Raw genomic sequence first — 21,112 nt, 5'->3', positions numbered from 1 at the left:
AGTCGCGGTCAGTGCGCGTGGCCGTGGCCGGTGTCGGTGACAGAGGGCGGCGGAACCTCTTCGCCGATTCGATCCCGCGCCTCGGCGACGACGTCCGACACGGCCAACCGTGCCGATTCTGCATGGACTTCTGCCTTCCGGGCGGCGCGGAGGCCCAGCTCGGTTGCCGAGACAGCAGCCTGGCGAACGGGGGCCTTCTCGTACAGCTTCTTGGCACCGTTGTAGGCGGCGACGCCGACTGCGCCGGTCACGACCGTCGATACTGCCTTCGCGACGATGATCGGAAACGCCATGTTGTAGCTCCTCGAATTCGAACCGACATCAACTTATTGGGAATCGTATTCGTTTTCGCCCGCAGTAGCGACTCGCGGGGGCACGAGGGTCTGTCGGTTTCGTCATCGAGCGCGAGCGAGTGGACCGGTGACGTCATCGGATCGGCCGGGTGGTGCGGAATGCTCTGGTCACGTACGGCAACTCGATCGTCGTCGAACCCTGCAGCCCCAATTCGTCGAACAACGTTGCCAGATCCCGATCTATAGCGTTGCGCCCGTCGGCCGTCGCGGTGATGTAAAAACTGCGCGATCGAACCAGGTCGGTCAGCAGCCCCCGGTTCACCGTGCGAGACCACACCCATTCTCGCTGCTCTAGTTGATCGAAGGGCTCCGCTACCGGCGGCGGCCCGGCGTCGAACATCGATAAAGCTCCGCCACGTGAGACCACCGAGTTGAGTCTTCGGACCCAGTCCTGCGCCTCGTCGCGAATATTCCAGATCAATCCCAGCACGCCGCCGGGTCGCAGCGCTCGGCCGATTTCATGGGACGCGGCCACTGGATCTACCCAATGCCAGGCCTGTCCGAGTAGGACTCCATCGAGACTCCCGTCGTCTGCTGGGAATGACTCGGCTGTACCGACCAGGGTCGGCACACCCGGTACCGCGACGCTCAGGGCATCGAGCATGGCTGGATCAGGGTCGACGGCGATGGCGTCGCACCCGGCGGCAACGATGCTGCGAGTGAGTTTGCCGGTGCCTGCACCGACGTCGGCGACTCGTGGCGTTCGGGCCGACGCGAACGCAGGTTCCAGCAGCCAATCAACCGCGTCCGACGGGTATTCGGGGCGAGCCGATTCGTACACCTCAGCAGCGGTCCCGAACGACGTCGCATTGTTATCTCGGCTAACCATATGGCTAGGTTACCTCGCCCGGGTCGAGCTCGAGTTCGTAATAGAGAGCGTTCGGTCCGACGCCACAGCCTTCGTGGCAGTCGAAGCCTCGCTTTTCGTAGACGTGACGAGCTGCGTCGTCGTCCTCGGAGGTATTGAGGTCCATGTAGGTGGCACCCCTGTCGCGTGCATGCTCGATGACCGAATCGAGAAAGTTTGTGCCGTAACCCTTCCCGCGATGGTTCGGCTGAATGTAGAACTCGGCGAGATAGGCCTCGACGTCGGCGCTCCACGTTTGGATCCGGAAGCGAAGAACCGCAACACCGATCGCAGGAGTGCCGAATGTCAGTACGCTGGTGTCGCCGGATTGGACCAGCGTGTGCAGATGCGCAGCAAGCCAATTGGGCTCGGGTGCGGGGTCGTCGTACTCGCGGTTGAAATCGACCAACATGTGCGCGGCCTCGACGAATCCGTCGGAATCTTCGACCTCACGTATGCCTGTCATTTCGAATGCTCGAGCCGTCATTTGTCCCGTTGAACGGGCTTCTTCGCCTCGACGCCCTCGGCAGGTACAGCCCCGGGACCACCCCTGTCGGGAGAGGTCCTGTGCTCTCCGTACCAGATGAACACAGCGGCTACAGCAAGCACTGCGAGCTTCGACCAGTTCCAGACAGAAGGATCGGACACGATGTCGCTGATCGCTGAGAACACGAGGAAAACCGCGAGAGCGACCAGCGCATATCGAGGCCATGGGCGTTTGCGGGCGTTCATGTTCTCGATGCTGTCATCGCCTCGTCATTCGGACAACGCGTCAGCGTCGCAATTCGGTATCGAGTTGGACGAGCAGCATGCCGAATTTCGTTCGCCCGGCGGCGGGTTGTGGGAATCGTCGCAGAACCTCTCGAACTTCAGGGACACTGTTGTCGAGGATCCATTCGACATGCTCTGCAACAGCTTCGGAGTCCGTCAGCACCAGATGCACAGCCGATCCCAGGATGTGCTTGACCTGATGGGGGCTGTACAGGGGATGGAGGAACGCGGCCCCGGCCGCATGCATGGCAGCAAGAGCGGCATCCGTCGCCGCGGATTCCGTCACCTCGCGGGCGGCCTTGTGCGCGTCCCAGGCGAGTCGGCGTAGCTCCGCCGTTCGGTGGCCGGTCTCGGCAAACGCCTCAGCACCGTCGATCGCCGAGCCCGGACGCGAATCGTGGGGACGGGACATCTCGAAAATCGGTAGAGCGCGACGCGCACAGGCCGCTGCGAAGGCGGCCACATTCTGAATGTCGTCGAGGGTCAACTCCACTTCAGCTGGGTCGCCCATCTCAAAATAGCCTCAACCGTCGTACACCTCTGTGGTGATGCAGAACGGGTGTCCGGCAGGGTCGAGCAGAACGCGCCATCGCGCATCGGGCTGTTCTGCTGCTTCGGTTGCCCCACATTCGACTGCGTAGGCGACGGATACGGCGAGGTCGGCTCCCGCGTTCAGATCGAAATGCACGATGGACGACGAAGGCCACTGGGGCGGAACGTAGTTCGATACACGCTGCGCGACGAGGTTCAGACCTGCCTGCGTTCTGAACCCGGCGCTCTCGGAGTTCTCCCACAGCAGTTCTCCGCCGAGAAGTGCGAGGTAGAAGCGAGCGAGCACCGCTGGCTCGGAGCAGTCGATGGATATCCCCGCTACGTCGAGGTGTGGGCGCGACATGTCACGAGAATACGGTGGCTCCCAGCGTGACAAGGACAATCACAAAGATGACCAGGAGTAGCCAGCCCTCCCAGGTGTGCGGGCTGATTCCCCAGCCGTGGCGCTTCTCACCGAACCACGTTCGGGGTGGATTGAAAACCATTGCGAGGTCCTGCCTGCTAGGGGTCGCATCCACCCTACGAAAGGATCCGGTTATTCGCAATAGTAACAACTTGGTCATCGGTGGTGTCCTCAGCGTCCACAATTCGGACCGCGAATCGGGAAAGCGACTCGGCATCGAAATAGTGGACGTTGAGCGCACCTTCGAGAAGCAGCCGCCCTTGACCTCGAGTGCACTCGAGGTTGCAGGGTGGTCTCATGCAGATGACCTTCGACGAGTTACCCCGACTCATGACGCTGATGACGGGTGACGAAAAGCACGGTGCCAGCGCCACATCCACGCTCGACGTGCTGTGGGTGCTGTACTCCGATGTGCTCCGACTCGACCCGGCAAGACCGGACGATCCCGATCGCGACCGGTTCTACCTCTCGAAGGGGCATGGTCCGATGGCGTACTACGCAGTGTTGGCGGCGCGGGGGTTCCTGTCGCGCAGCGAGCTCGAATCGTTCGGCAGCTACCACTCGCCCCTGGGTAGTCATCCGGATCGCACGCTGGTCACCGGTGTCGATATCGGATCCGGGTCTCTCGGCCATGGTCTGGCATTGGCCGCCGGAACTGCTGTGGCGCTGCGCATTCGACGAAGCCCAGGGCGGGTGTTCGTGATGATCGGTGACGCGGAGCTCGACGAGGGCAGCAACATGGAGGCCATTCAGTTCGCGGCCCGATCGCAGCTGGGAAATCTGACGGCGGTGGTGATAGACAACAATTCTGCGGGCTTGGGTTGGCCCGGTGGCATCGCGTCGCGATTCGCCGTCGAGGGGTGGACGACCTCCGACGTCGACGGACGAGACCACAGTGCACTGCGGCGGGCGTTTCTTACCGAAGACGACAACGGTCCGCGCTTGGTGGTTGCCCACGTCGAGAAGAAGGAGAGCTGATGACGTCGACCATGAACAGGACTTCGGATCAACGTGAGTCGTTCTATCGACTGATGCCCGAGCTGCTTGCCCGAGACGAGCGAATCGTGCTGGTATTGGCCGAGATCGGTGTCGCCTATCTCGAGCCGCACCTCACTCCTGATATTCGACCGCGGGTGGTCAACGTGGGTATTCGAGAGCAGGCGATGATCGGTGTCGCAGGCGGGATGGCGCTCGCGGGCCTACGTCCGATCGTGCACACATTTCCGCCCTTTCTGATCGAGCGGCCCTTCGAACAGGTGAAACTCGACCTGGGGCATCAGGACGTCGGCGCTGTGTTGGTCAGCTCCGGTGGGTCCTACGGGTGGCCGCAGGGTGGTGAGACGCATTTCGGTCAACGGGACGTCGCACTACTGGACACTCTGGACGGGTGGACGGTGCACGTGCCGGGACATGTCGACGAAGTCGAATGGATGCTGCGCGCTGCGGCCGCATCAATGGACCGCGTCTACATCAGGTTGGACGGCGTCTCGAACGATCATCCTCACGCCCGTACCGACGGTTCGATGACCGTTCTGCAACAGGGGAATTCGGGCACTGTGATCTCGGTCGGTCCGATGACGGATCGCGTCCTGGCCGCCGCCCGTGGACGTGACGTGACTGTGCTGCACTCGTCGACGGTCAGGCCGTTCGAAGGCACCACCCTGCGTGCGACGCTGACTGCGCCGGACATCATGATCGTCGAGCCCTATCTCGCGGGAACCTCTGTGCCGCAGATCGATCGGGCAGTAGCAGACATCCGGCATCGGGTGATGGGACTCGGGGTGGAGCCCGGAGAGCGAAGGAAGTACGGCACGGTGGCCCAGCACGACCGAGCCAACGGCCTCGACGGGCTGTCCCGATCGATGGACGACTTCTTCGCGTGATCAGTGTCGGCGGCGCTCGTACCTGGCCTTGGCGACGCCGTAAGCGGACTCGAGCAGTTCTTCGATCTGCGATCCGGTCTTCGAAGACGGGTTGACCACCGACAACCAGCCGGCGGTGCCGTACTGAGGATGGGCGGCAAGGGTGTCGTCGGTATCGGCCTGGGGTGCATGAGCTGCGTCGCGCGGAGCGACACCCAACAGCTGCTCGAATTCCTGCTTCGTCGCAACGACATTGACGCGGAACGCGTCCGGCCGGTCCAGCCGAGACAATTCGTCACCCGGGTAATTCTTCGTCACGATGGTTGCGAAAGGCTGGGTGGACGTCGGAACAGTCCCGTCCGGCGAATAGTAGAAGAACGCATCCCCCCACGCGAGTTCCGGAGTCCCATCGCCTTCTCGGGGCCGCTGCGCCAGCGTGCTGTCGAAACTGCCGACCAGGTTGACGATGTCGTCGAAAGTCATGGATCGATCGTCACACGTTCTGCAGCTTTTGCCCAGCACTCACCCCACTTTGTATGTTCCCGTACCGGTCGCTACGAGGCGACCGGATTCTGTACCGACGATATCGACTCGGCACGTCTTCAGGCTCCGCCCGCCGTGCAACCGCGTGCCGACGATGTCGATGCCCTCGGCGTATACAGGCTCCAAGAACTGCACCGACATGGATACTGTTACGCCCCGAAGCTTCTCGGGGACTGCAGCTCCCGCCCACGCCGCAGTCATGATGCCGATGTCGATGCAGCCGGCGATCACACCCCCGTGCAGCATCTCGCCCACGGTCGACAATTCGTCTCGGTACGCCAGTCGAAGTCGAGCGGCACCTTCGTCGATATCGATCAGCTCGATTCCCAGCTGCTGTACGAAAGGTGACTGCGGTAGGAAGGTGACCATTGCCGCGCTACCGCTCTTCGGGGCCGGTGACTCATTGTTCGCCATCTCGAACTCCTCTATCCTAATTTGATTCCGTTATCGGAATCAGACTACGATATTGACATGGTCTTGGACACCCCCAGCGACAAGCGGAAACGTCGAACACATACCGCCGTGCTCGACGGTGCTCGCTCACTCATTCTGCGTCACGGATATCGCGGAACCACGATCGAAATGCTGGCCACGGCAGCCGATGTGGCGGTGAGTTCGATCTACGCAAACTTCCCCGCCGGCAAGGCGGATGTCTACGCCGCCCTCGCGTGGCAAACCGCCCGAAGCCACGCGGAGGAGATGACTGCACCCACGGATGCGGTCGATTCTGCGCACGTGGTTGCCGAATTTCTCGACCGGTACATCGAATTTCACCGCGACAACCCACTCGCATTGCGCCTGCTGGCGCTGACGGATGTGGACAAGTCCGAGTCCGCGTCGGTCGGTGAGGCGAAGAAGAAGATCGACACAGCACTCGGTGAACTCATCGATTCGGTGACGCGTGCGGTGGTGGATGCCGGCGCCGACGTCGTCCCGCGTGCATTGGTTCTCAATGCCTGGGCAGCAATGAACGGCGCTCTGGCACTGCGTCAACGACGCATCGTCGATCAACCCATGCTCGACGCGATGCTCGCGATCACGCGGTCGGACATGCTCCGTCACCTGAACGGGGCGTCCGATGAAACCCGGTGATCTCAGCGCAAGACGTCGCGCCGAAATCGTGGGATCGGCCGTGCAAGAACAACTCGCGCAGTTGCCCGGTACTGTGCTCGGTTCCCGGCGACGTTCGTCGGATGCTGCATGGCACATAGTCGATGGCCCGGATTCGAAGTTGTGCCGGGAAGCGCTGGAGGAAGCGAGGGAGTGTCTGACCACACCCGTGTTCATGCACAGCATGCGGTGTTTTCAGTACGCATCGGCCTTTGCGGACATCGATGGTCTACGAGCGGATAGGGAGGCGCTGTACCTCGCGTGCCTGTTGCATGACATTGCTCTCGGCGCAGAACGGAACCCGGTGGCCGGATGTTTTGCGCTCATCGGTGCCGAGCGAGCCGAAGAGTTCGTCCGTTGTCACGAAGGCGACGATCGAACGGCACAGATGGTCCACGAGGCGATAGCCAGGCACATGGACGTCGCGACACCGAAACATTCGGAGGCGGCGCTGCTGCACGACGCTGCACACCTGGACGTCAGTGGCCGCAGGGTTCGAGACGTCGATCCGCACTGCCTCGATGCCGTCGAATCTCGCTATTCGCGACAGGGTTTCGTCGTGGAGTTCGCCACCAGGATGAGAGTCGAAAGCAAGACGCGGCCGAAGTCGACGGCCGCGACGCTGTGGCGGTCAGGAATGTATCTGGCGATGAAGACCAATCCACTGGAACGCAGAGTCACATCGTCGAAGTAGCCGTCGCGCGGTGGATGATCTGCTCGATCATCTGGGCGTCGTCGGAATCTCTCGGTGCGTACAGGAAGACGTAGGTCTCGGGTAGTCCGAACACGGCGCGTCCGGCCAGCGGGTGCAGTTCGCCCCATCCCGCAGAAACGACGGTCTGCGCGTCGTCCGGCTGCAGGACGACGTGCAGCGAACCCTCGGTGTCGTGTACGTGCACGATCTCGCCTTTGGTTCGAGAGATCCAGGGCGAAGCAGAGCGGAGGTCGGACAGATACAGGGCATCGCCCCTACGCTCGAATCGACTGCGCGCCAGATGAAACGGCCGGTCCGACGCGGCCTCGGCGGTGACAGCAGCAGTCAGCCGGTCGATCAGGGCAGGTGTACCTCGCTCGGTGAGCTGGCGATGTGGAATCGGATACGGTGCCATCGACGGCCGTTTTCCGGGGCGGGGTTCGAGTTGCCAGTGCAGACCGGTGCCGGACGCGCCGTCGACGGTGAGTGGGTCGCGTCGCGCACATGGCCTCAGGGCGGTGGTGATCAGCCAGCCGGCGACATTGGCCGGAAGTCCCCCAGGCCCCAGTTCCATCCACGCGGTGTAGTCGTTCTTGACGCGCTGCACAATTCCCCCCGAGTCACGTAGGTCCAGACCAACGTAACCCGAGGGGAAGCGCAGACTCAGGCCGGGCAGCCGACGGTGTAGGTCCAGACTGTTCCGACAGGTCCGGTGACGCGGACCAGCACAGCTGTGGCGGTGCCGGCCGGAACTGCTACCACCACCGAGTCGACGCCGGTGCTGCCGCCGACATAGCCGGTGTTGTGGATCAGCGCACCCTGGTAGAAAACCTCGATCTGATCGGGAACGTCCACGGTGTCGTAGCTGAGGACGAACGAGGTCGGTCCGGTTCGGCCCAACTCGTGGAGGGTCTCTGTGACGCCCTCCTCACCCGACTGCGTGGAGGCTTGCTCGACACAATTCCTCCACCGAAGTACATGACGGGCTGTCCGTCTCGGCGATCGTGACACGATGCCATCGGATCGAATATCCCACGTTCGGATGATTCTTCGAGACCGAAAGCCCTGTGCCCCAAAGACTGTTGTCGTTCGTTCGACTCAATGGCCGGCCCTGACTCCGACGGCTACACGTACATCTTCGGATGTACGGCGAGATACCCGCGTAGACCGATGTGCAGACGATTCTCCACTCGTACCGTCGGTAGGGTCATCGAAACTTCGAGCGCGGAGGAGCCGTCGTGCAGGTCGTAACATTTCTCTCTCAGCAACCGTCGACCACCGAGCAGGTGCTCGGTGTGGGATTGGGAACCTTGGGCCTGGTGATCGCTCTGGTACTGACATTCGGCGCGGTGTTCTTGTTCATCGCCGCGTTGGTCAGCATCATTCGTTCCCCCAACTACACCGTCGCCGGACGGGCAGTGTGGATCTTCGTCGTACTGGCGTTCCCCTTCCTCGGTCCCCTGGTCTGGTTCGTGTGGGGTCGCAAGTCGACGTTCGCCGTGGATGTATCCCACGGCCTCAGATGATGGACCCGATCGTGCGCGCAGCATCGGGAAATTCGCCCGGGTTGGGGCCGGCATAGTTGAGGCGAAGATATTTACCGGTGGGTTCGGCGGGGAAGTAGTCGTTTCCGGCTCCGACGATCACACCGGCGGATTTACATTGCTGCACAATTTGTTCCAGGTCGACGTCATCGTGCAGGCGCATCCACAGATTGAGACCGCCACGCGGTACGGCATCGAGATGACCACGGGGGGCGAACTCGATCAGGCTGTTTGCCAACAAGTCTCGGCGAGAAGCCAACTGCGTGCGCAGATGCCGTAGATGCGTACGCCATGCGGGTTGCGTCACCACGTCCAGCGCGACTGCCTGCAGGATCCCACTGACGTACATGGATTCGGCACCGGTGTCGGCAAGGATTCGCTCGTGTGCGGGGCCGCGAGCGATCAAGCCTGCCAATCGAACCGACGGCGACACCGTCTTGGTGAGCGATCGTAGGTAGACCACATGTCCGGCATCGTCACGCGCAGCCAACGGATTCGGCTCGGCGGTGATACCGAAATCATGAGCCGAGTCGTCCTCGATCAAGAACGCTCCATGTTTGCGAACGGTGTCGAGAACCTGCTCACCGAGGCTCGGCGACCAGTGGGCTCCGGTGGGGCTGGCAAACGTGGGTTGGGCGTAGAACGCCCGAGAACCGGTGCGCACGAACGCCTGCGCCAGTGCATCGGGGTCGGGGCCGTCTACGCCGCTGGGAACTGGTACGACGCGGACGCCCGCCTGGGTGGCGGCGAGAATCGCACCCCAATATGTCGGCGATTCCATCAGCAGCGGACGGCCTGCACCGACGAGCGCACGGAATGCGGTACTGAGGCCGGTCTGGCTACCGGGGATGATGACAACATCGCTGGCCGACGGCGGAGTAACGCCCACCGGCGTCGATGCCCCCAATTCCGCGGCGAACCATGCCCGCAATTCGGGCAGTCCGGCGGTCGGGGGCCGAGCTATCACTGCGTCGGTACGGGATGCGCGAGTGAATGCGGCGTGAACGAGTCTCTCCGGCAACAACTCCCGAGCCGGGTAGCCTGAATGCAGTGCAATCACATCGCTCGATGTGGACTGTAGCGCGGCCGGAAGTTGTAGTCGGTTGCCCGGCGCGCCCAGAGCCGCTGTCTGCCAGCCGTAGTCGTTGGGCCGAGCCGTACGTATGGCTCTGACAAAAGTGCCGACACCGGGACGGCTTTCGATGACGCCATGCGCGGTGAGGGTCCGTAGTGCCTTCTGCACCGTGACCGGGCTGGCCGAATGCTGGGTCACCAGGAAGCGGGTGGACGGAAGCTTCGCCTCGGGGGGCGCGGTCGCGATCCATTGCTTCAGTGCGGCCACGATCCGTGAACTGCTATCGTCAGACATGACACAGCATAGTAGCGCTACTCCTTCCGGGGTGAACCCGCTATCGCGCGCTGGAGTGTTGTGGGGCCTGGCGGGCGTCACGGCGTTCTCGTTCACCGTTCCGCTCACTCGTGTCGCCGTCACCGGAGGTCTGGTGCCGCTGTTCGTGGGCACCGGGCGTGCCGTGTTCGCAGCTGCATTGGCGGCGGTAGCGCTGGCGGCGACGAGACAACGGCTTCCCCAGGGTGGGCAGTGGGTTCGGCTGGCCGTGATCGCGGCCGGTGTCGTCGTCGGTTTTCCGGTTCTCACCTCGTACGCCCTCACCACGGCATCGGCCGGTCACAGCGCTGTCGTCATTGCCCTGCTCCCGGCCGCCACCGCTGTCGCCGCGGTCCTGCGAGAACGTCAACGTGTCCGGCCGATGTTCTGGCTCGTCGCAGCCATGGGCGCTGCCGTCGCGGTCGGTTTTGCGGCCGTTCAGGGTGGTCGGCTGACCGGTCTCGGGTGGTCGGACCTGTTGCTCATCGGGGCGGTGGTCGCAGCCGCGGTCGGGTACGCCGAGGGAGGCCTGCTGGCCCGCGAACTCGGGGCCTGGCAGACGGTCTCGTGGGCTCTGGTGGTCAGCATTCCGGTGACCGGCGCTCTGGCCGCCTGGTCTTGGTGGACGCAACCGTCGACAGCAGGTGCGCCCGTATGGGCATCGTTCGCCTACCTGGCGGTGGTGAGCATGTACCTCGGATTCTTCGCCTGGTACCGAGGCCTGGCCATTGGCCCCATGTCGAGCGTGAGCCAGATACAGCTGATTCAACCGGTGCTCACCATCTGTTGGGCCGCGGTCATCCTGCGCGAGGGGTTGACGTGGCCGGTGGTCGGGGGTGGAGCAGCAGTCATCACATGTGCAACAGTGGCGGTCCGAACCCGGATGTCGCCGTCCGTTCGACAGGAGGAATTTTCGTCATGACGCGATCGATCGATCAGGCACGCAAACTCGAGAATGTTCGCTACGACATCCGAGGCCGCATCCTGGACAAGACGGAGGAGCTCGAGGAGCAAGGGCACAAGATCCTGCGCCTCAACGTAGGCAACCCGGCCCCGTTCGGCTTCGAGGCACCCGACGAGATCATGATGGCGATCATCCGCAATCTGCCTACCGCGCAGGGGTATTCCGACTCGCGCGGTTTGTTCTCGGCACGCACCGCCGTGGTGCAGTACTACCAGACCAAGGGCTTGACGGACCTCGACGTCGGCGATGTCTACCTGGGCAACGGTGTCTCCGAGCTGATCACCATGACGATGCAGGCGCTGTGCAACCCGGAGGACGAGATCCTGATTCCCTCCCCCGACTACCCGCTGTGGACGGGCTCGGTGGCTCTCGCCGGGGGTACGCCCGTGCACTACCTGGCGGACGAGACGCAGGACTGGGCCCCGGACTTCGAGGATCTCGAAGCCAAGATCACGCCCCGCACCCGCGCGATCGTGGTGATCAATCCCAACAACCCGACAGGGGCTGTGTATTCACGCGAGGCACTGCAGCGATTCGTCGATCTTGCCCGTGAACACGATCTGATACTGCTCGCCGACGAGATCTACGAGAAGATCGTCTACGACGGTGCGGAGATGACGAACCTGGCGACTCTCGCGGGTAAAGACGTTCTGTGTCTGACCTATTCGGGCCTGTCCAAGGCGTACCGGGTGTGCGGCTTTCGGGCCGGGTGGCTCGCGATCACCGGTCCGCGTCGACGGGCGGCGAGTTTCATCGAGGGCATCACCCTGCTGTCCAACATGCGCATGTGCGCGAATGTGCCTGCACAACATGCAATACAGACCGCGCTCGGTGGACGGCAGTCGATCGAGGATCTACTGCTCCCGGCCGGACGACTGACAGCGCAACGTGACCTGGCCCATCGCATGCTCAATTCCATCGACGGAATCAGCTGCGTGCAAGCAGCGGGCGCGCTGTACATGTTCCCGAAACTCGACACCGAACGCTTCGGTATCGTCGACGACGAGAAGTTCGTACTCGACCTACTCGAGTCGGAGAAGATTCTCGTCAGTCACGGCCGAGCCTTCAATTGGGATGTGCCCGATCACTTCCGACTCGTCACGTTGCCCAACGTCGACGACCTCGCAACGGCGCTCGAGCGTCTCGGCAACTTCATGAGCTCGTACTCGCAGTGAGGTTCAGGTCGGGTCCGGCTCGAACAGATCCTCGATGGTGCAGCCGAAAACCGAGGCCAGCCGAAAAGCGACGGGCAGGCTCGGGTCGAATCGCTCCTTCTCGATCGAGATGATGGTCAGGCGGGTGACGTCGATGCGTTCGGCCAGTTCGTTCTGAGACCAGCCCATCTCGTTGCGACGCCGTCGAACATCGTTCTTCACTCGGACAGGGCCCGGTAGCGCGCGAAAGCGTACCGCGCAGTGAACGATGCGAAGGCAGCGAGCAACAGCCCGGTCAACAGCAGCGTGGCCGGCGGATCGACGCGGGCAATGGACACCACCGCGAGAGTGAGCCCCAGTACGGTCACCAGATCGGTGGCCGTACCGCTCGACGCAGCTGTTGTCCAATGGCTTTCGATGCTGTCGCCCGAGGTGTAGGTCTGGTCGGCGGTGGCCGGCGCGACGAACAGTATCCAGCCCAGCATCGCGCCGAAGGGCAGCGCTGCCACCCCGAACACCAGCGCGGAGATCCCGGGAGCGACGGGTGAGACCAGCCAGGCGAGCAGTGCTGTTGCCGTGGCCGTGGCCAGGCCGATACCGACCACCGACATCCATCTGAGTGTCATCGAACGCCCCTTCGTGGATAGTTCACTATACGTATAGGAAACCATACATCGACGTCCGATGTGTGGTCCAGGGCGAGGTTCTGGCGGTATGGTTCGAGCACGTGGATTGCCGGATTTCGGCGTCGTACTCAGCCCTAGGAGCCTGACCGTGCATTCGTCTTCACTCGGAGGTCACTGATGGCCGGCGGACTGGTAGCCCTGCTCGACGACGTGGCCGCGCTGGCACGGTTGGCCGCAGCGTCGATCGACGACGTGGGAGCCGCTACCGGCAAAGCGACGGCCAAGGCCGCCGGTGTCGTGATCGACGACGCGGCGGTGACCCCGCAGTATGTCCGCGGCCTCGCGGCCGAGCGAGAACTGCCGATCATCAAGCGCATCGCCGTCGGCTCGCTTCGCAACAAGCTGCTGATCATTCTGCCGATCGCCCTGCTGCTCAGTCAGTTCCTGCCGTGGCTGCTGACGCCGATCCTGATGTTGGGTGGCTGCTACCTCAGCTACGAGGCGGCGCACAAGATCTGGGGAGCACTGTTCGGCCACGGCGATCATCACGCCGACGCGGAGGACGAGCCGCGGGACGAGGACAGCGTGGTGTCCGGTGCCGTTCGCACCGACCTGATCCTCTCGGCCGAGATCATGGTCATCGCCCTCGACACCATTGCGAGCGAGGGCTTCTGGAGTCGCCTGATCATTCTGGCGGTCGTGGCCGTGGTGATCACCTTCGTCGTCTACGGCGTGGTGGCACTGATCGTCAAGATGGACGATATCGGTCTGAAACTGGCGGAGGGCTCGTCCGGTTTCGTCGAGAAGTTCGGCCGCGGGCTGGTCAAGGGCATGCCGAAGGTGATGGCAGTGCTATCGGTCGTCGGCACCGCGGCAATGCTGTGGGTCGGCGGACACATTCTGCTGGTGGGCATCGACGAACTCGGTTTCCATCCCATCTACGAACTCGTGCACCACGGGGAGGATGCGGTGCGCGGGGTCGCCGGTATCGGCGGAGTGCTGGCATGGATCGTCAACACTCTCGCGTCGGCCGTCATCGGTGCGATCGTCGGTTTCGTCATCGTGGTTGCGCAGCTCGGAATCTCGAAGTTGCTGGCCAAGCGGTCCGTCGCGAAGTAGTGCCGGTACCGGCAACATTCGCCGTCGTTCATCCATCGTCCGAGCCGGCACTCGACATTCTGTATCGCTACAACGTCGATATCGTCGTACGCTTCTACGGCCGCGAGGCGTCGGAAGAGGAAGTGCGACAAGTCATGCTCGACGAGCCCAGTGACGACCTTGTCGGGGAATCGGGTCTGCTCGTCGTCGCGTATCTCGGCTCGGAACTAGTGGGTTGTGCAGGTGCACGTTTCGTGTCCGACGACGTCGCCGAGCTCACGCGGGTTTTCGTCGACGCCCGTGCCCGTGGGAACGGGGTGGGCGCGTCGATCGTGGAGTTCGTCGAGGGAGCAGTCCTGGACTCGCATCGAACGACGATACGACTGGATACCCGAGCCGATCTGATCGAGGCTCGCCGCTTGTATTCGCGGCTGGGCTACGTCGACGTCCCTGCCTTCAACGGCGAACCCTACGCCGAGGTGTGGCTCGAGAAGCATCTTTCCTGAACGACTTCCGTTATCGACGAGCCAGCTCCAGGACTCGTCGCTCGGACATGGAGACATCGGCGAGCGATGCCGTCAGCTCGTCCCACGCCTTCTGAACGCGCAGTTCGTCGCGCCGGAGACGCTTCTGCGCCGCAGCGAGCCTGCGCCGCTCGGCGAGAAGCACGTGCCGATCGCGATCCAGCTTTGTCATGAAGAGATATGTGTGCGGATCGAACGGATACATGCCAACTCCTATGGTGTGGTGGGGAATCCGTGCATCAGGACCATGACGTGTTCGCGTTCTTCCGAGGTCGCGTTCTCGCCGTGTCGACGCCACTTGTCGATCACCGCGCGCATCTCCGTGCCCATGGTCTTCGTCTCTTCCGCGGTGAGCCGCAGAACGTCGTCGCTACTGAATGCCGCCGCCACCCACTCCGGCCCCCAGGATTCCGAGGTTCGGTCGAAGTCGCGCAGCCGAGACCATTGATGCGCCAGCCAGGAATCCTTGGACGCCTTGGCAACCGACATCGATTCGGGCGAGTCCGAGAAGTCGTTCTCCGACCAGCTGAACCCACCTTCGTGGGCCTCGGCCCACCAGCGTTGACGTCTGTCCGATCCGTTCTCGACCTCCTTCACGAACCCGTGCTCGGCGAGCTTGCGGAGGTGGTAGCTCACCGATGCAGGTGACTCGTCCATCAGATCGCCTAGCTGGGTTGCCGTCATCGACTTGTTGGCTCGCAGTGCGTAGAGCAGGCGCAACCGGATGGGGTGCGTCAGTGCTTTGAGCTCGGACATGTCCGTCAGCTTGCGAGGTGTCCGGGGCGGTGGCGGTGGGCTCATGCACCAACCATAACCCGAAAGAAATATTTCGCAATAGTTCTTTCGGAACTAGCTGCTGTGCAGGGTGACGTCGTATCCGTCGGGGTCGCGCAACACGAAAGTTTTCCCGAACGGCCCGTCGAAGGGTGGAGTGACAATCGTGACTCCTGCGGCCGCGAGCGACTCGTGCAGAGCCGCGGCGTCGTTGCACGCGAGCCACAGTGCGACCCCGAGACCGGGCCGGCCACTGTCCAGATCGGTTCCGGCAGCTGGGCTTCGGACGGCGAACGGTATCGGCGACGTCGTGAACACCACCGCGCCGGGAGGTGCCTGGGGAGCGCGGACGAGGCCCAACTGCGATGCGTAGAAGTCTGCGCTGACGGTGAGGTCGCGTACTTGCAGGGAGAGGAAGCTCGGTCCGGAAACAGTCATGTCGGGTCCTTTCGATGGTTCGTCAAGTTCTTGACGAACGGAATCTATGTCAAGATGTTGACATGAGTCAAGTGGATGTCGATACCTCGATCGGTTACGCCCTCAAGCGAGCAACGTCTGCCCTGCGTGCGGCGATGGACGAATGCCTACGCGAGCTCGACATCACGGTCTCGCAGTATTCGAGCCTGGAACTGCTCGCGCACAGGCCCGGCCTGTCCAATGCCGAGCTCGCACGTGCTGTGTTCGTCAGCCGGCAGGCGACCCATCAGTTGTTGGCCGGTCTCACGCGCGAGGGTTTGGTGGAGATCGAGGGGGTCGGCCGAGATCAGCGACTGCACCTCACGTCGAAGGGCAGGGAGCGCTTGCGGCAGGCGTCGGCGGCAGTGGCTGCCGTGGAGCACACCATGATCGCCGCGCTCTCCGCACAGGAGCGAGAATCGCTGCACCGCAATCTCGTTGTGTGTTCGGAGTCGTTGGGCGAGCACCGGCAGTCGTGACTCACCGGATCGAGTCGAGAAACTCCAGCATCGCCGCGTCGAACTCTTTCGGCCGATCCAGGTTGGCGGCGTGACCGCAGTTCTGCAGGACTACCGAACGGCCGAGCGGATTGAGATCCACCGAATCCGAAGCGTGTGCAGCAGGCCAGAATTGGCTGTCGTGGCCGGCGATCATCAGGTACGGCTTGTCCACTGCCGCTATGGTTGCGCGCCAATCCTGCGCCGCGTGATCGATGAGCAGCGCCTTCATCGGAGCAGTATCGGGTGAGGCCATTTTCGGCATCGAGCGCAGTGCCACCACGAGTTTCAACAGCGATGGAATGGACTTCCATTGGGGGCGGCCATGGCCCGTATCGGGTATTCCGTTGTCGAAGAACGTCGTTCGATTCTCTTCGGTGAGCCCGTAGAAGCCGTTCGACCAGTCTGCGCTGTTCACCATCTTCGGCGTCTGATCCACCGAGACCACGGCGCGCACGCGGTCGGTGCCGAACTGCGAGACGTACGACCAGATGGTGTTGGCCCCCATGGATCCACCGATCAAGACGGCCTCGTCGACGTTCACCTCGGTGAGAAAGTTCGCGACGTCGCGCCCGTGCCTTGTCATGGATGCGCCGTGGGTCGGCGCTTGCGATGCCCCATGACCGCGTCGATCGAGAGCCAACACCCGGTACCCGGCCGCCACCAATGACTTCTGCTGCAGTGCCCACGTGGTGGCGGGAGCGCAGAAGCCGGCGATGAGAACCACGACGGGGCCGGTCCCCTCGTCGAGGTAGCTCAGAGTGACGGAGTCGTCGGTGACAACGGACGGCATGGCGGATCTTTCTGTCAGGCGAACTCAGCGTGCATTTCCCAGATCAGGACTTCGCTCACCGACGATGCTGTCACACGGTGGCCGCCGGTGGCCGTGAGTCGGACCACGTCCCCTTGGGCGAGGTTGCCGACATCCTCGAAGTCCGCGGAACCGTCGGCCATGAAGACATGACCGAACGGCGCGTCGGGAACGACGATCGATTGTCCCGGCGCGAGCCGCGCAACATGCAGTGCTGCATAACGGTTTCCGATGCGCACTCCGCTCTTGCCCGGCATACCGGAGGCCACGACGACGAGCTCACCGGATGACAATCGATCCTGCACGTCGAGCTCCTCGTAGGAGGGACTCGTTCCGTCGGTGTCCGGTGGAATCCACATCTGTACGACGCGTAACTTCTCCCGGCTGGTCAGACTCGACGCATTGCGTTCGGTGTGGCGGATGCCGGTACCGGCACTCATACGCTGAATCAATCCGGGACGAATCTGTCCGGTATTGCCCTGGGAATCGGTGTGCTCGAGCGTCCCTTCGAGGACCCACGTCAGAATCTCCATGTTCTGGTGCTGATGCGAGTCGAACCCCTCACCGGGAAATACCGTGTCCTCGTTGTGCACCATGAGCAGCCCATGGGCGTTGGCTGCGAGGTCGTAGTTGCCGGTGGCGGGAAAGGACTGTTTGGAGTCGAGCCACTCGTTCCACCAGTGATGTCGTTGTTCACCGGGTATGTGAGTGACGGTCACGACGCGTGGTTCCGCATCGCCGTGAACGTACGGGTGAGAGCCGCGAGATCCTTGGGGTCCACCAGATCGAACATATTCTCCCGCACCGACGCGACGTGTCCCGGGCTGGCGGCGGCGAGGGTGTTCATGCCGGCCTCGGTGAGCTCGGCGGACATCCCGCGCTTGTCGTCGTCGCACTTGACGCGGACCACCCACCCGTTGTCGACCAGTCGACTGATGGCCCTGGTGACGCCGCTGCGGGTGGTGGTGACGGCATCCGCCAGTTCGCTCATTCGTCGGCGACGGTCGGGCGCTTCCGACAGCACGACCAGCAGCTCGAAGTCGGTGAAGGAGATTCCGGAGTCGCGTGTGAGTTGATTGTCGAGGTCGCGAAACAGCAGCCGCGTTGCATCGAGGTACGCGCGCCACGCCTGTTGTTCGTCGGCATCGAGCCACCGTGTTGATCCCATGCCTCCATGCTAGTTGACAACGCAACTAACCGGTGTACTGTTCTTAGTAGTTGACGAAGCAACTACTTGACCGGAGGGTGGAGCGATGACCGAGACAGACCTACACACCACAGAGCGCGACCGCATTCGTGAGCAGTACATGAAGCCTGCAGGCGAGCGGCCCGCATCGTCGGCCCGCGGACTCCATCACACCGCTCTGGTCAGCAGCGACGTCGAGGCAACCGTGCGGTTCTACCAGGATCTGCTCGAGTTCCCGCTCACCGAGCTCATCGAGAATCGGGACTATCCGGGCTCCTCGCACTTCTTCTTCGACATCGGCAACAGCAACCTGCTGGCTTTCTTCGACTTCCCGGGCCTCGACGTCGGCCCTTACGCGGAGGTACTCGGCGGGCTGCACCACGTGGCCATCAGTGTCGAGCCCACACGCTGGGAGCACCTGCGTACCAAGCTGATCGACGCCGGAATCGAATTGATCGAGCACAGCGAGGTCTCGCTCTACTTTCGCGACCCCGACGGCGCGCGGCTCGAGCTCATCGCCGACCCGCTCGGTGAGATGTACGGCTCACACGTTCTCTGAGAACCCACCTACTTGCGAGATTCGAGGCAATGACATGACCTCTGCAGCAACCACACTCGACATCCGCCGGGCCGACGATCGATTCAAGACCAAGATCGGCTGGCTGGACTCCAAGCATTCCTTCTCGTTCGGTAACCACTTCGATCGCGGTAACACCCACCACGGCGTCCTCATGGTCAACAACGACGACATCGTCACCCCAGGAATGGGATTCGATACCCACCCGCACCGCGACATGGAGATCATCACCTGGGTTCTGCAGGGATCGCTGGTGCACCAGGACTCGATGGGCCACTCCGGCGTCATCTACCCCGGTCTGGCACAGCGGATGAGTGCGGGCACCGGAATTCTGCACTCCGAGAAGAACGATTCGTGGCGACTCGGCGATACCGCCGGCTCGTATTCCGGCAAGCACGGTGATCCGGTTCGCTTCGTTCAGATGTGGGTCGTGCCGGACGAGCAGGGCATCACCCCGGGCTACGAGCAGCTCGAGATCGACAACGAATTGCTCAGCGGCGGTTTGGTTCCCGTCGCCTCGGGCATGCCCGATCATGCCGATCACGCCGCCATTCGCATCAAGAACAAGTACGCCGCCATGCACGTGGCACGCCTACAGCCCGGGCAGGCTCCGGTGGAGATTCCCGACGCGCCGTTCGTGCACATCTTCGTCGCCGAGGGTGAGGCGATGCTCGAGGGCGTCGGACTGCTCGCCCAGGGTGACGCCGTGCGCGTCAGCGGCGGCGGCGGTCAGAAGCTGAGCTCCGCCGACGGCGCCGAAGTGATCGTCTGGGAGATGCACGCCGCGATCGCCGGCTAGTCGGTCTCCCGGTGTGGCCGGAACGAGTACTCCTCGTGATCGAGTTCGTGTTCGAGGCTGCGCATGCTGGTGTCCGGTAGCCGTCCGGCGTCGCGCCAGCACAGCAACTCTTCTCGCTCCACATCGAGTATTCGACGGCGCGTGCTCATCGCGGCAATCTGTTCCGGGGAGATGACTGCGTCGCCGACATCCGTCTCGTCGAGATGATCGAGTCGGCGGTGATATCTGTCGATGCGATGCTCGAGCTCGCGCCGCATAATTTCTCGGCCGTCGTCGTCGAGGTTCTCCTCGTCGGCGATGCGATCGAGCTGCGAGAGTGCAGCTTTGGTCGAGCCCTCACGCGCTTCGTTTCGCAGCCGTGCCTCGGCTGCGGGGTCCGCGCGGACATTCAGCCTTCGCACCAGCGGGGCGAACGTCAAGCCCTGCCCGATGACCGTCACCAGTACAACGAGAAATGCACAGAACAGCAACAGGTCTCGGCTCTCGAGCGGTTCACCGGAGTCGATCGTCAGGGGCAGGGTGAACACGGCCGCGACGGTGATGACGCCGCGAGTGCCGGCCCAGCTCATCACCACTGCCTCCCGGACGGGCAGCCCCGTGGTGAGCAGCCACAGTGGCCGCAGCAGGAGCACGCCGGCGAGGGTGACCGTGACCGCGAGAGCGATGGTCGTTCCCGAGTAGGCCGACAGGCCGCCCACCACGGTGGGCAGCTGTTCGCCGATCAGGAGGAAGACGAAGCCCTCGAGGAGCAGATCTATCAGCCGCCACACCGCGCTGGTCTGAAGGCGGCTGGCACCGGAGATGGCGTGGCGAGTGTGGTGCCCGATCGTCAACGCCGCGACGACCACGGCAAGTACTCCCGATGCATGAACCTCTTCCGCCGCCAGATAGGCAACGAACGGTGTCGCGAGAGACACGATGTTGAGCAGCAGAGAATCGTGAACGTAGCGCTGCACCAGCCGGATCAGTAGCGCGATCACCAAACCGACGACGATGCCGCCGACCGCCGCCAAGACGAACAAGCCGCCTGCGTCCACGAGCGTCATGTCCTGGCTGGAGATCGCGGCGATAGCCACGGTCAGCATCGTCAGCGCGGTCGCATCGTTCAGCAGCCCCTCCCCTTCGATGAGCGTCACCAGCCTGGGCGGAATGCCGGCGCGTCGACCGACTGCAAGGGCGGCCACCGGGTCCGGCGGTGCCACGGCGGCACCGAGCGCCATTCCGGCGGCCAGCGTGATTCCGGGAACGAGCAACCACAGGCCCACGCCCACGAGGGCGGCGGTCGCAACCACGAGGGCGACCGACAGACTCAAGATCGTCCACACGTTGCGGCGGATGGCGATCAGGGACGAGTTGAGGGCAGCGCTGTAGAGCAGTGGTGGGATCACCAGGGTGAGCACCACTTCGGGGTCGAGAACGATGTCCGGCAACGCCGATGCCGACACTGCCAATCCCGCCAGGGTCAACAGCGCCGCAGACGGCAACGTGGTCTTCTTCGAGATCACCTGCGCTGCGACGATCAGACCGGTTGCAGCCAGAACCAGGCCCAGAGTTTCTATCACCCGGATGTATTCCACCAG

At 63.1% G+C, this 21,112-nt stretch carries 31 protein-coding genes; 12 read left to right on the top strand and 19 right to left on the bottom strand.

Annotated elements, in window-relative coordinates; translation table 11 throughout:
• Positions 1-8: 8 nt before the first annotated feature.
• From ACFI9K_RS11030 to ACFI9K_RS11010, 5 genes are all read right to left on the bottom strand, one after another.
• Entirely contained in the window at positions 9-293 is a 285-nt protein-coding gene (locus tag ACFI9K_RS11030; RefSeq protein WP_462663533.1) for a DUF1490 family protein, read from the bottom strand.
• 133 nt (positions 294-426) lie between these two features.
• Positions 427-1,182, bottom strand: coding sequence for a class I SAM-dependent methyltransferase (locus ACFI9K_RS11025; protein WP_462663532.1), 756 nt, complete (start codon positions 1,180-1,182; stop codon positions 427-429).
• A 4-nt stretch (positions 1,183-1,186) separates the two neighbouring features.
• Positions 1,187-1,666 (bottom strand): GNAT family N-acetyltransferase, encoded by a 480-nt coding sequence (locus tag ACFI9K_RS11020; RefSeq protein ID WP_462663531.1) that lies wholly within the window; start codon positions 1,664-1,666, stop codon positions 1,187-1,189.
• A gap of 306 nt (positions 1,667-1,972) precedes the next feature.
• Complete coding sequence (locus ACFI9K_RS11015; RefSeq protein ID WP_462663530.1) at positions 1,973-2,482, bottom strand: putative immunity protein; 510 nt, start codon at positions 2,480-2,482, stop codon at positions 1,973-1,975.
• A 12-nt stretch (positions 2,483-2,494) separates the two neighbouring features.
• Entirely contained in the window at positions 2,495-2,866 is a 372-nt protein-coding gene (locus ACFI9K_RS11010; protein WP_462663529.1) for a VOC family protein, read from the bottom strand.
• A 357-nt stretch (positions 2,867-3,223) separates the two neighbouring features.
• Here ACFI9K_RS11010 and ACFI9K_RS11005 point away from each other — a divergent pair, with 357 nt between their 5' ends.
• Positions 3,224-3,904, top strand: coding sequence for a thiamine pyrophosphate-dependent enzyme (locus ACFI9K_RS11005; protein ID WP_462663528.1), 681 nt, complete (start codon positions 3,224-3,226; stop codon positions 3,902-3,904).
• A complete protein-coding gene (locus tag ACFI9K_RS11000; protein ID WP_462663527.1) occupies positions 3,904-4,809 on the top strand; it encodes a transketolase family protein in 906 nt (301 codons plus the stop codon). The genes ACFI9K_RS11005 and ACFI9K_RS11000 overlap by 1 nt, the downstream gene beginning before the upstream one ends.
• On the opposite strand, the gene ACFI9K_RS10995 is transcribed toward ACFI9K_RS11000, so the two are convergent.
• Positions 4,810-5,271 (bottom strand): DUF6194 family protein, encoded by a 462-nt coding sequence (locus ACFI9K_RS10995; RefSeq protein ID WP_462663526.1) that lies wholly within the window; start codon positions 5,269-5,271, stop codon positions 4,810-4,812.
• Between the two features lie 39 nt (positions 5,272-5,310).
• Complete coding sequence (locus ACFI9K_RS10990) at positions 5,311-5,745, bottom strand: PaaI family thioesterase (protein WP_462663525.1); 435 nt, start codon at positions 5,743-5,745, stop codon at positions 5,311-5,313.
• A 57-nt stretch (positions 5,746-5,802) separates the two neighbouring features.
• On the opposite strand from ACFI9K_RS10990, the gene ACFI9K_RS10985 reads away from it, so the two are divergent.
• Positions 5,803-6,423, top strand: coding sequence for a TetR/AcrR family transcriptional regulator (locus tag ACFI9K_RS10985; RefSeq protein WP_462663523.1), 621 nt, complete (start codon positions 5,803-5,805; stop codon positions 6,421-6,423).
• A gap of 193 nt (positions 6,424-6,616) precedes the next feature.
• Entirely contained in the window at positions 6,617-7,135 is a 519-nt protein-coding gene (locus ACFI9K_RS10980; RefSeq protein WP_462663522.1) for an HD domain-containing protein, read from the top strand.
• Here ACFI9K_RS10980 and ACFI9K_RS10975 read toward each other — a convergent pair.
• Positions 7,119-7,742 carry a luciferase domain-containing protein gene (locus ACFI9K_RS10975; RefSeq protein WP_462663521.1) on the bottom strand — a complete coding sequence of 208 codons (624 nt, stop codon included), beginning with the start codon at positions 7,740-7,742 and terminating at the stop codon, positions 7,119-7,121. The two genes, ACFI9K_RS10980 and ACFI9K_RS10975, sit on opposite strands and share 17 nt — an antisense overlap.
• Before the next feature lie 56 nt (positions 7,743-7,798).
• A complete protein-coding gene (locus tag ACFI9K_RS10970; protein ID WP_462663520.1) occupies positions 7,799-8,035 on the bottom strand; it encodes a hypothetical protein in 237 nt (78 codons plus the stop codon).
• 338 nt (positions 8,036-8,373) lie between these two features.
• Between ACFI9K_RS10970 and ACFI9K_RS10965 the strand changes: the two genes are divergently transcribed.
• On the top strand, positions 8,374-8,661 hold the full coding sequence (locus ACFI9K_RS10965; RefSeq protein WP_462663519.1) for a PLD nuclease N-terminal domain-containing protein: 288 nt from the start codon (positions 8,374-8,376) through the stop codon (positions 8,659-8,661).
• Here the strand turns inward: ACFI9K_RS10965 and ACFI9K_RS10960 are convergent.
• A complete protein-coding gene (locus ACFI9K_RS10960) occupies positions 8,654-10,048 on the bottom strand; it encodes an aminotransferase-like domain-containing protein (protein ID WP_462663518.1) in 1,395 nt (464 codons plus the stop codon). The genes ACFI9K_RS10965 and ACFI9K_RS10960 overlap by 8 nt on opposite strands.
• On the opposite strand from ACFI9K_RS10960, the gene ACFI9K_RS10955 reads away from it, so the two are divergent.
• A complete protein-coding gene (locus tag ACFI9K_RS10955) occupies positions 10,047-10,988 on the top strand; it encodes a DMT family transporter (RefSeq protein ID WP_462663517.1) in 942 nt (313 codons plus the stop codon). The genes ACFI9K_RS10960 and ACFI9K_RS10955 overlap by 2 nt on opposite strands.
• The gene (locus ACFI9K_RS10950) at positions 10,985-12,205 is read left to right on the top strand and encodes a pyridoxal phosphate-dependent aminotransferase (RefSeq protein ID WP_462663516.1); all 1,221 of its coding nucleotides are present in this window, start codon (positions 10,985-10,987) and stop codon (positions 12,203-12,205) included. The genes ACFI9K_RS10955 and ACFI9K_RS10950 overlap by 4 nt, the downstream gene beginning before the upstream one ends.
• Positions 12,206-12,208: 3 nt before the next feature.
• Here the strand turns inward: ACFI9K_RS10950 and ACFI9K_RS10945 are convergent, their stop codons facing one another.
• Together ACFI9K_RS10945 and ACFI9K_RS10940 are read right to left on the bottom strand one after the other, a co-directional pair.
• Positions 12,209-12,406 (bottom strand): helix-turn-helix transcriptional regulator, encoded by a 198-nt coding sequence (locus ACFI9K_RS10945; RefSeq protein ID WP_462663515.1) that lies wholly within the window; start codon positions 12,404-12,406, stop codon positions 12,209-12,211.
• A complete protein-coding gene (locus ACFI9K_RS10940) occupies positions 12,403-12,810 on the bottom strand; it encodes a hypothetical protein (RefSeq protein WP_462663514.1) in 408 nt (135 codons plus the stop codon). The genes ACFI9K_RS10945 and ACFI9K_RS10940 overlap by 4 nt, the downstream gene beginning before the upstream one ends.
• Before the next feature lie 177 nt (positions 12,811-12,987).
• On the opposite strand from ACFI9K_RS10940, the gene ACFI9K_RS10935 reads away from it, so the two are divergent.
• Positions 12,988-13,929 (top strand): DUF808 domain-containing protein, encoded by a 942-nt coding sequence (locus ACFI9K_RS10935; RefSeq protein ID WP_462663513.1) that lies wholly within the window; start codon positions 12,988-12,990, stop codon positions 13,927-13,929.
• Positions 13,929-14,414: a GNAT family N-acetyltransferase gene (locus ACFI9K_RS10930; RefSeq protein WP_462663512.1), complete on the top strand. Its 486-nt coding sequence runs from the start codon at positions 13,929-13,931 to the stop codon at positions 14,412-14,414. Before ACFI9K_RS10935 ends, ACFI9K_RS10930 begins: the two co-directional genes overlap by 1 nt.
• A gap of 10 nt (positions 14,415-14,424) precedes the next feature.
• Here the strand turns inward: ACFI9K_RS10930 and ACFI9K_RS10925 are convergent, their stop codons facing one another.
• Genes ACFI9K_RS10925 through ACFI9K_RS10915 form a run of 3 tightly spaced genes read right to left on the bottom strand, consistent with a single transcriptional unit; the run spans position 14,425 to position 15,644 of the window.
• Complete coding sequence (locus ACFI9K_RS10925; protein WP_462663511.1) at positions 14,425-14,604, bottom strand: hypothetical protein; 180 nt, start codon at positions 14,602-14,604, stop codon at positions 14,425-14,427.
• Between the two features lie 41 nt (positions 14,605-14,645).
• Positions 14,646-15,233, bottom strand: coding sequence for an ArsR/SmtB family transcription factor (locus ACFI9K_RS10920; RefSeq protein WP_462663510.1), 588 nt, complete (start codon positions 15,231-15,233; stop codon positions 14,646-14,648).
• 48 nt (positions 15,234-15,281) lie between these two features.
• Positions 15,282-15,644, bottom strand: a complete 363-nt coding sequence (locus ACFI9K_RS10915; RefSeq protein WP_462663509.1) for a VOC family protein — start codon at positions 15,642-15,644, stop codon at positions 15,282-15,284.
• Between the two features lie 62 nt (positions 15,645-15,706).
• Between ACFI9K_RS10915 and ACFI9K_RS10910 the strand changes: the two genes are divergently transcribed.
• Positions 15,707-16,141, top strand: a complete 435-nt coding sequence (locus tag ACFI9K_RS10910) for a MarR family winged helix-turn-helix transcriptional regulator (protein ID WP_462663508.1) — start codon at positions 15,707-15,709, stop codon at positions 16,139-16,141.
• A 1-nt stretch (position 16,142) separates the two neighbouring features.
• Here the strand turns inward: ACFI9K_RS10910 and ACFI9K_RS10905 are convergent, their stop codons facing one another.
• The 3 genes from ACFI9K_RS10905 to ACFI9K_RS10895 are packed head-to-tail and all read right to left on the bottom strand — an operon-like array spanning position 16,143 to position 18,138.
• Positions 16,143-16,952: an alpha/beta fold hydrolase gene (locus tag ACFI9K_RS10905; protein WP_462663507.1), complete on the bottom strand. Its 810-nt coding sequence runs from the start codon at positions 16,950-16,952 to the stop codon at positions 16,143-16,145.
• Positions 16,953-16,966: 14 nt separating this feature from the next.
• A complete protein-coding gene (locus ACFI9K_RS10900) occupies positions 16,967-17,689 on the bottom strand; it encodes a pirin family protein (RefSeq protein WP_462663506.1) in 723 nt (240 codons plus the stop codon).
• On the bottom strand, positions 17,686-18,138 hold the full coding sequence (locus tag ACFI9K_RS10895; protein ID WP_462663505.1) for a MarR family winged helix-turn-helix transcriptional regulator: 453 nt from the start codon (positions 18,136-18,138) through the stop codon (positions 17,686-17,688). Before ACFI9K_RS10895 ends, ACFI9K_RS10900 begins: the two co-directional genes overlap by 4 nt.
• Before the next feature lie 85 nt (positions 18,139-18,223).
• On the opposite strand from ACFI9K_RS10895, the gene ACFI9K_RS10890 reads away from it, so the two are divergent.
• Together ACFI9K_RS10890 and ACFI9K_RS10885 are read left to right on the top strand one after the other, a co-directional pair.
• On the top strand, positions 18,224-18,715 hold the full coding sequence (locus ACFI9K_RS10890; protein ID WP_462663504.1) for a VOC family protein: 492 nt from the start codon (positions 18,224-18,226) through the stop codon (positions 18,713-18,715).
• A 34-nt stretch (positions 18,716-18,749) separates the two neighbouring features.
• A complete protein-coding gene (locus ACFI9K_RS10885; RefSeq protein WP_462663503.1) occupies positions 18,750-19,532 on the top strand; it encodes a pirin family protein in 783 nt (260 codons plus the stop codon).
• On the opposite strand, the gene ACFI9K_RS10880 is transcribed toward ACFI9K_RS10885, so the two are convergent.
• Complete coding sequence (locus ACFI9K_RS10880; protein WP_462663502.1) at positions 19,529-21,109, bottom strand: Na+/H+ antiporter; 1,581 nt, start codon at positions 21,107-21,109, stop codon at positions 19,529-19,531. The genes ACFI9K_RS10885 and ACFI9K_RS10880 overlap by 4 nt on opposite strands.
• Positions 21,110-21,112 lie beyond the last annotated feature (3 nt).

It is taken from the genome of Rhodococcus sp. PSi06, assembly GCF_054960675.1.
This window is presented reverse-complemented; position numbering and strand designations above follow the sequence as displayed.

Coding starts and splice junctions, on each gene's coding strand:
- ACFI9K_RS10910 (WP_462663508.1), top strand. CDS start 15,707: ATGAGTCAAGTGGATGTCGATACCTCGATCGGTTACGCCCTCAAGCGA.
- ACFI9K_RS11005 (WP_462663528.1), top strand. CDS start 3,224: ATGCAGATGACCTTCGACGAGTTACCCCGACTCATGACGCTGATGACG.
- ACFI9K_RS10905 (WP_462663507.1), bottom strand. CDS start 16,952: ATGCCGTCCGTTGTCACCGACGACTCCGTCACTCTGAGCTACCTCGAC.
- ACFI9K_RS10980 (WP_462663522.1), top strand. CDS start 6,617: ATGCACAGCATGCGGTGTTTTCAGTACGCATCGGCCTTTGCGGACATC.
- ACFI9K_RS10890 (WP_462663504.1), top strand. CDS start 18,224: ATGACCGAGACAGACCTACACACCACAGAGCGCGACCGCATTCGTGAG.
- ACFI9K_RS10920 (WP_462663510.1), bottom strand. CDS start 15,233: ATGAGCCCACCGCCACCGCCCCGGACACCTCGCAAGCTGACGGACATG.
- ACFI9K_RS10950 (WP_462663516.1), top strand. CDS start 10,985: ATGACGCGATCGATCGATCAGGCACGCAAACTCGAGAATGTTCGCTAC.
- ACFI9K_RS10990 (WP_462663525.1), bottom strand. CDS start 5,745: ATGGCGAACAATGAGTCACCGGCCCCGAAGAGCGGTAGCGCGGCAATG.
- ACFI9K_RS10955 (WP_462663517.1), top strand. CDS start 10,047: ATGACACAGCATAGTAGCGCTACTCCTTCCGGGGTGAACCCGCTATCG.
- ACFI9K_RS10885 (WP_462663503.1), top strand. CDS start 18,750: ATGACCTCTGCAGCAACCACACTCGACATCCGCCGGGCCGACGATCGA.
- ACFI9K_RS10985 (WP_462663523.1), top strand. CDS start 5,803: ATGGTCTTGGACACCCCCAGCGACAAGCGGAAACGTCGAACACATACC.
- ACFI9K_RS10940 (WP_462663514.1), bottom strand. CDS start 12,810: ATGACACTCAGATGGATGTCGGTGGTCGGTATCGGCCTGGCCACGGCC.
- ACFI9K_RS11015 (WP_462663530.1), bottom strand. CDS start 2,482: ATGGGCGACCCAGCTGAAGTGGAGTTGACCCTCGACGACATTCAGAAT.
- ACFI9K_RS10925 (WP_462663511.1), bottom strand. CDS start 14,604: ATGACAAAGCTGGATCGCGATCGGCACGTGCTTCTCGCCGAGCGGCGC.
- ACFI9K_RS10915 (WP_462663509.1), bottom strand. CDS start 15,644: ATGACTGTTTCCGGACCGAGCTTCCTCTCCCTGCAAGTACGCGACCTC.
- ACFI9K_RS10995 (WP_462663526.1), bottom strand. CDS start 5,271: ATGACTTTCGACGACATCGTCAACCTGGTCGGCAGTTTCGACAGCACG.
- ACFI9K_RS10960 (WP_462663518.1), bottom strand. CDS start 10,048: ATGTCTGACGATAGCAGTTCACGGATCGTGGCCGCACTGAAGCAATGG.
- ACFI9K_RS11010 (WP_462663529.1), bottom strand. CDS start 2,866: ATGTCGCGCCCACACCTCGACGTAGCGGGGATATCCATCGACTGCTCC.
- ACFI9K_RS11030 (WP_462663533.1), bottom strand. CDS start 293: ATGGCGTTTCCGATCATCGTCGCGAAGGCAGTATCGACGGTCGTGACC.
- ACFI9K_RS10895 (WP_462663505.1), bottom strand. CDS start 18,138: ATGGGATCAACACGGTGGCTCGATGCCGACGAACAACAGGCGTGGCGC.
- ACFI9K_RS11025 (WP_462663532.1), bottom strand. CDS start 1,182: ATGGTTAGCCGAGATAACAATGCGACGTCGTTCGGGACCGCTGCTGAG.
- ACFI9K_RS11000 (WP_462663527.1), top strand. CDS start 3,904: ATGACGTCGACCATGAACAGGACTTCGGATCAACGTGAGTCGTTCTAT.
- ACFI9K_RS10935 (WP_462663513.1), top strand. CDS start 12,988: ATGGCCGGCGGACTGGTAGCCCTGCTCGACGACGTGGCCGCGCTGGCA.
- ACFI9K_RS11020 (WP_462663531.1), bottom strand. CDS start 1,666: ATGACAGGCATACGTGAGGTCGAAGATTCCGACGGATTCGTCGAGGCC.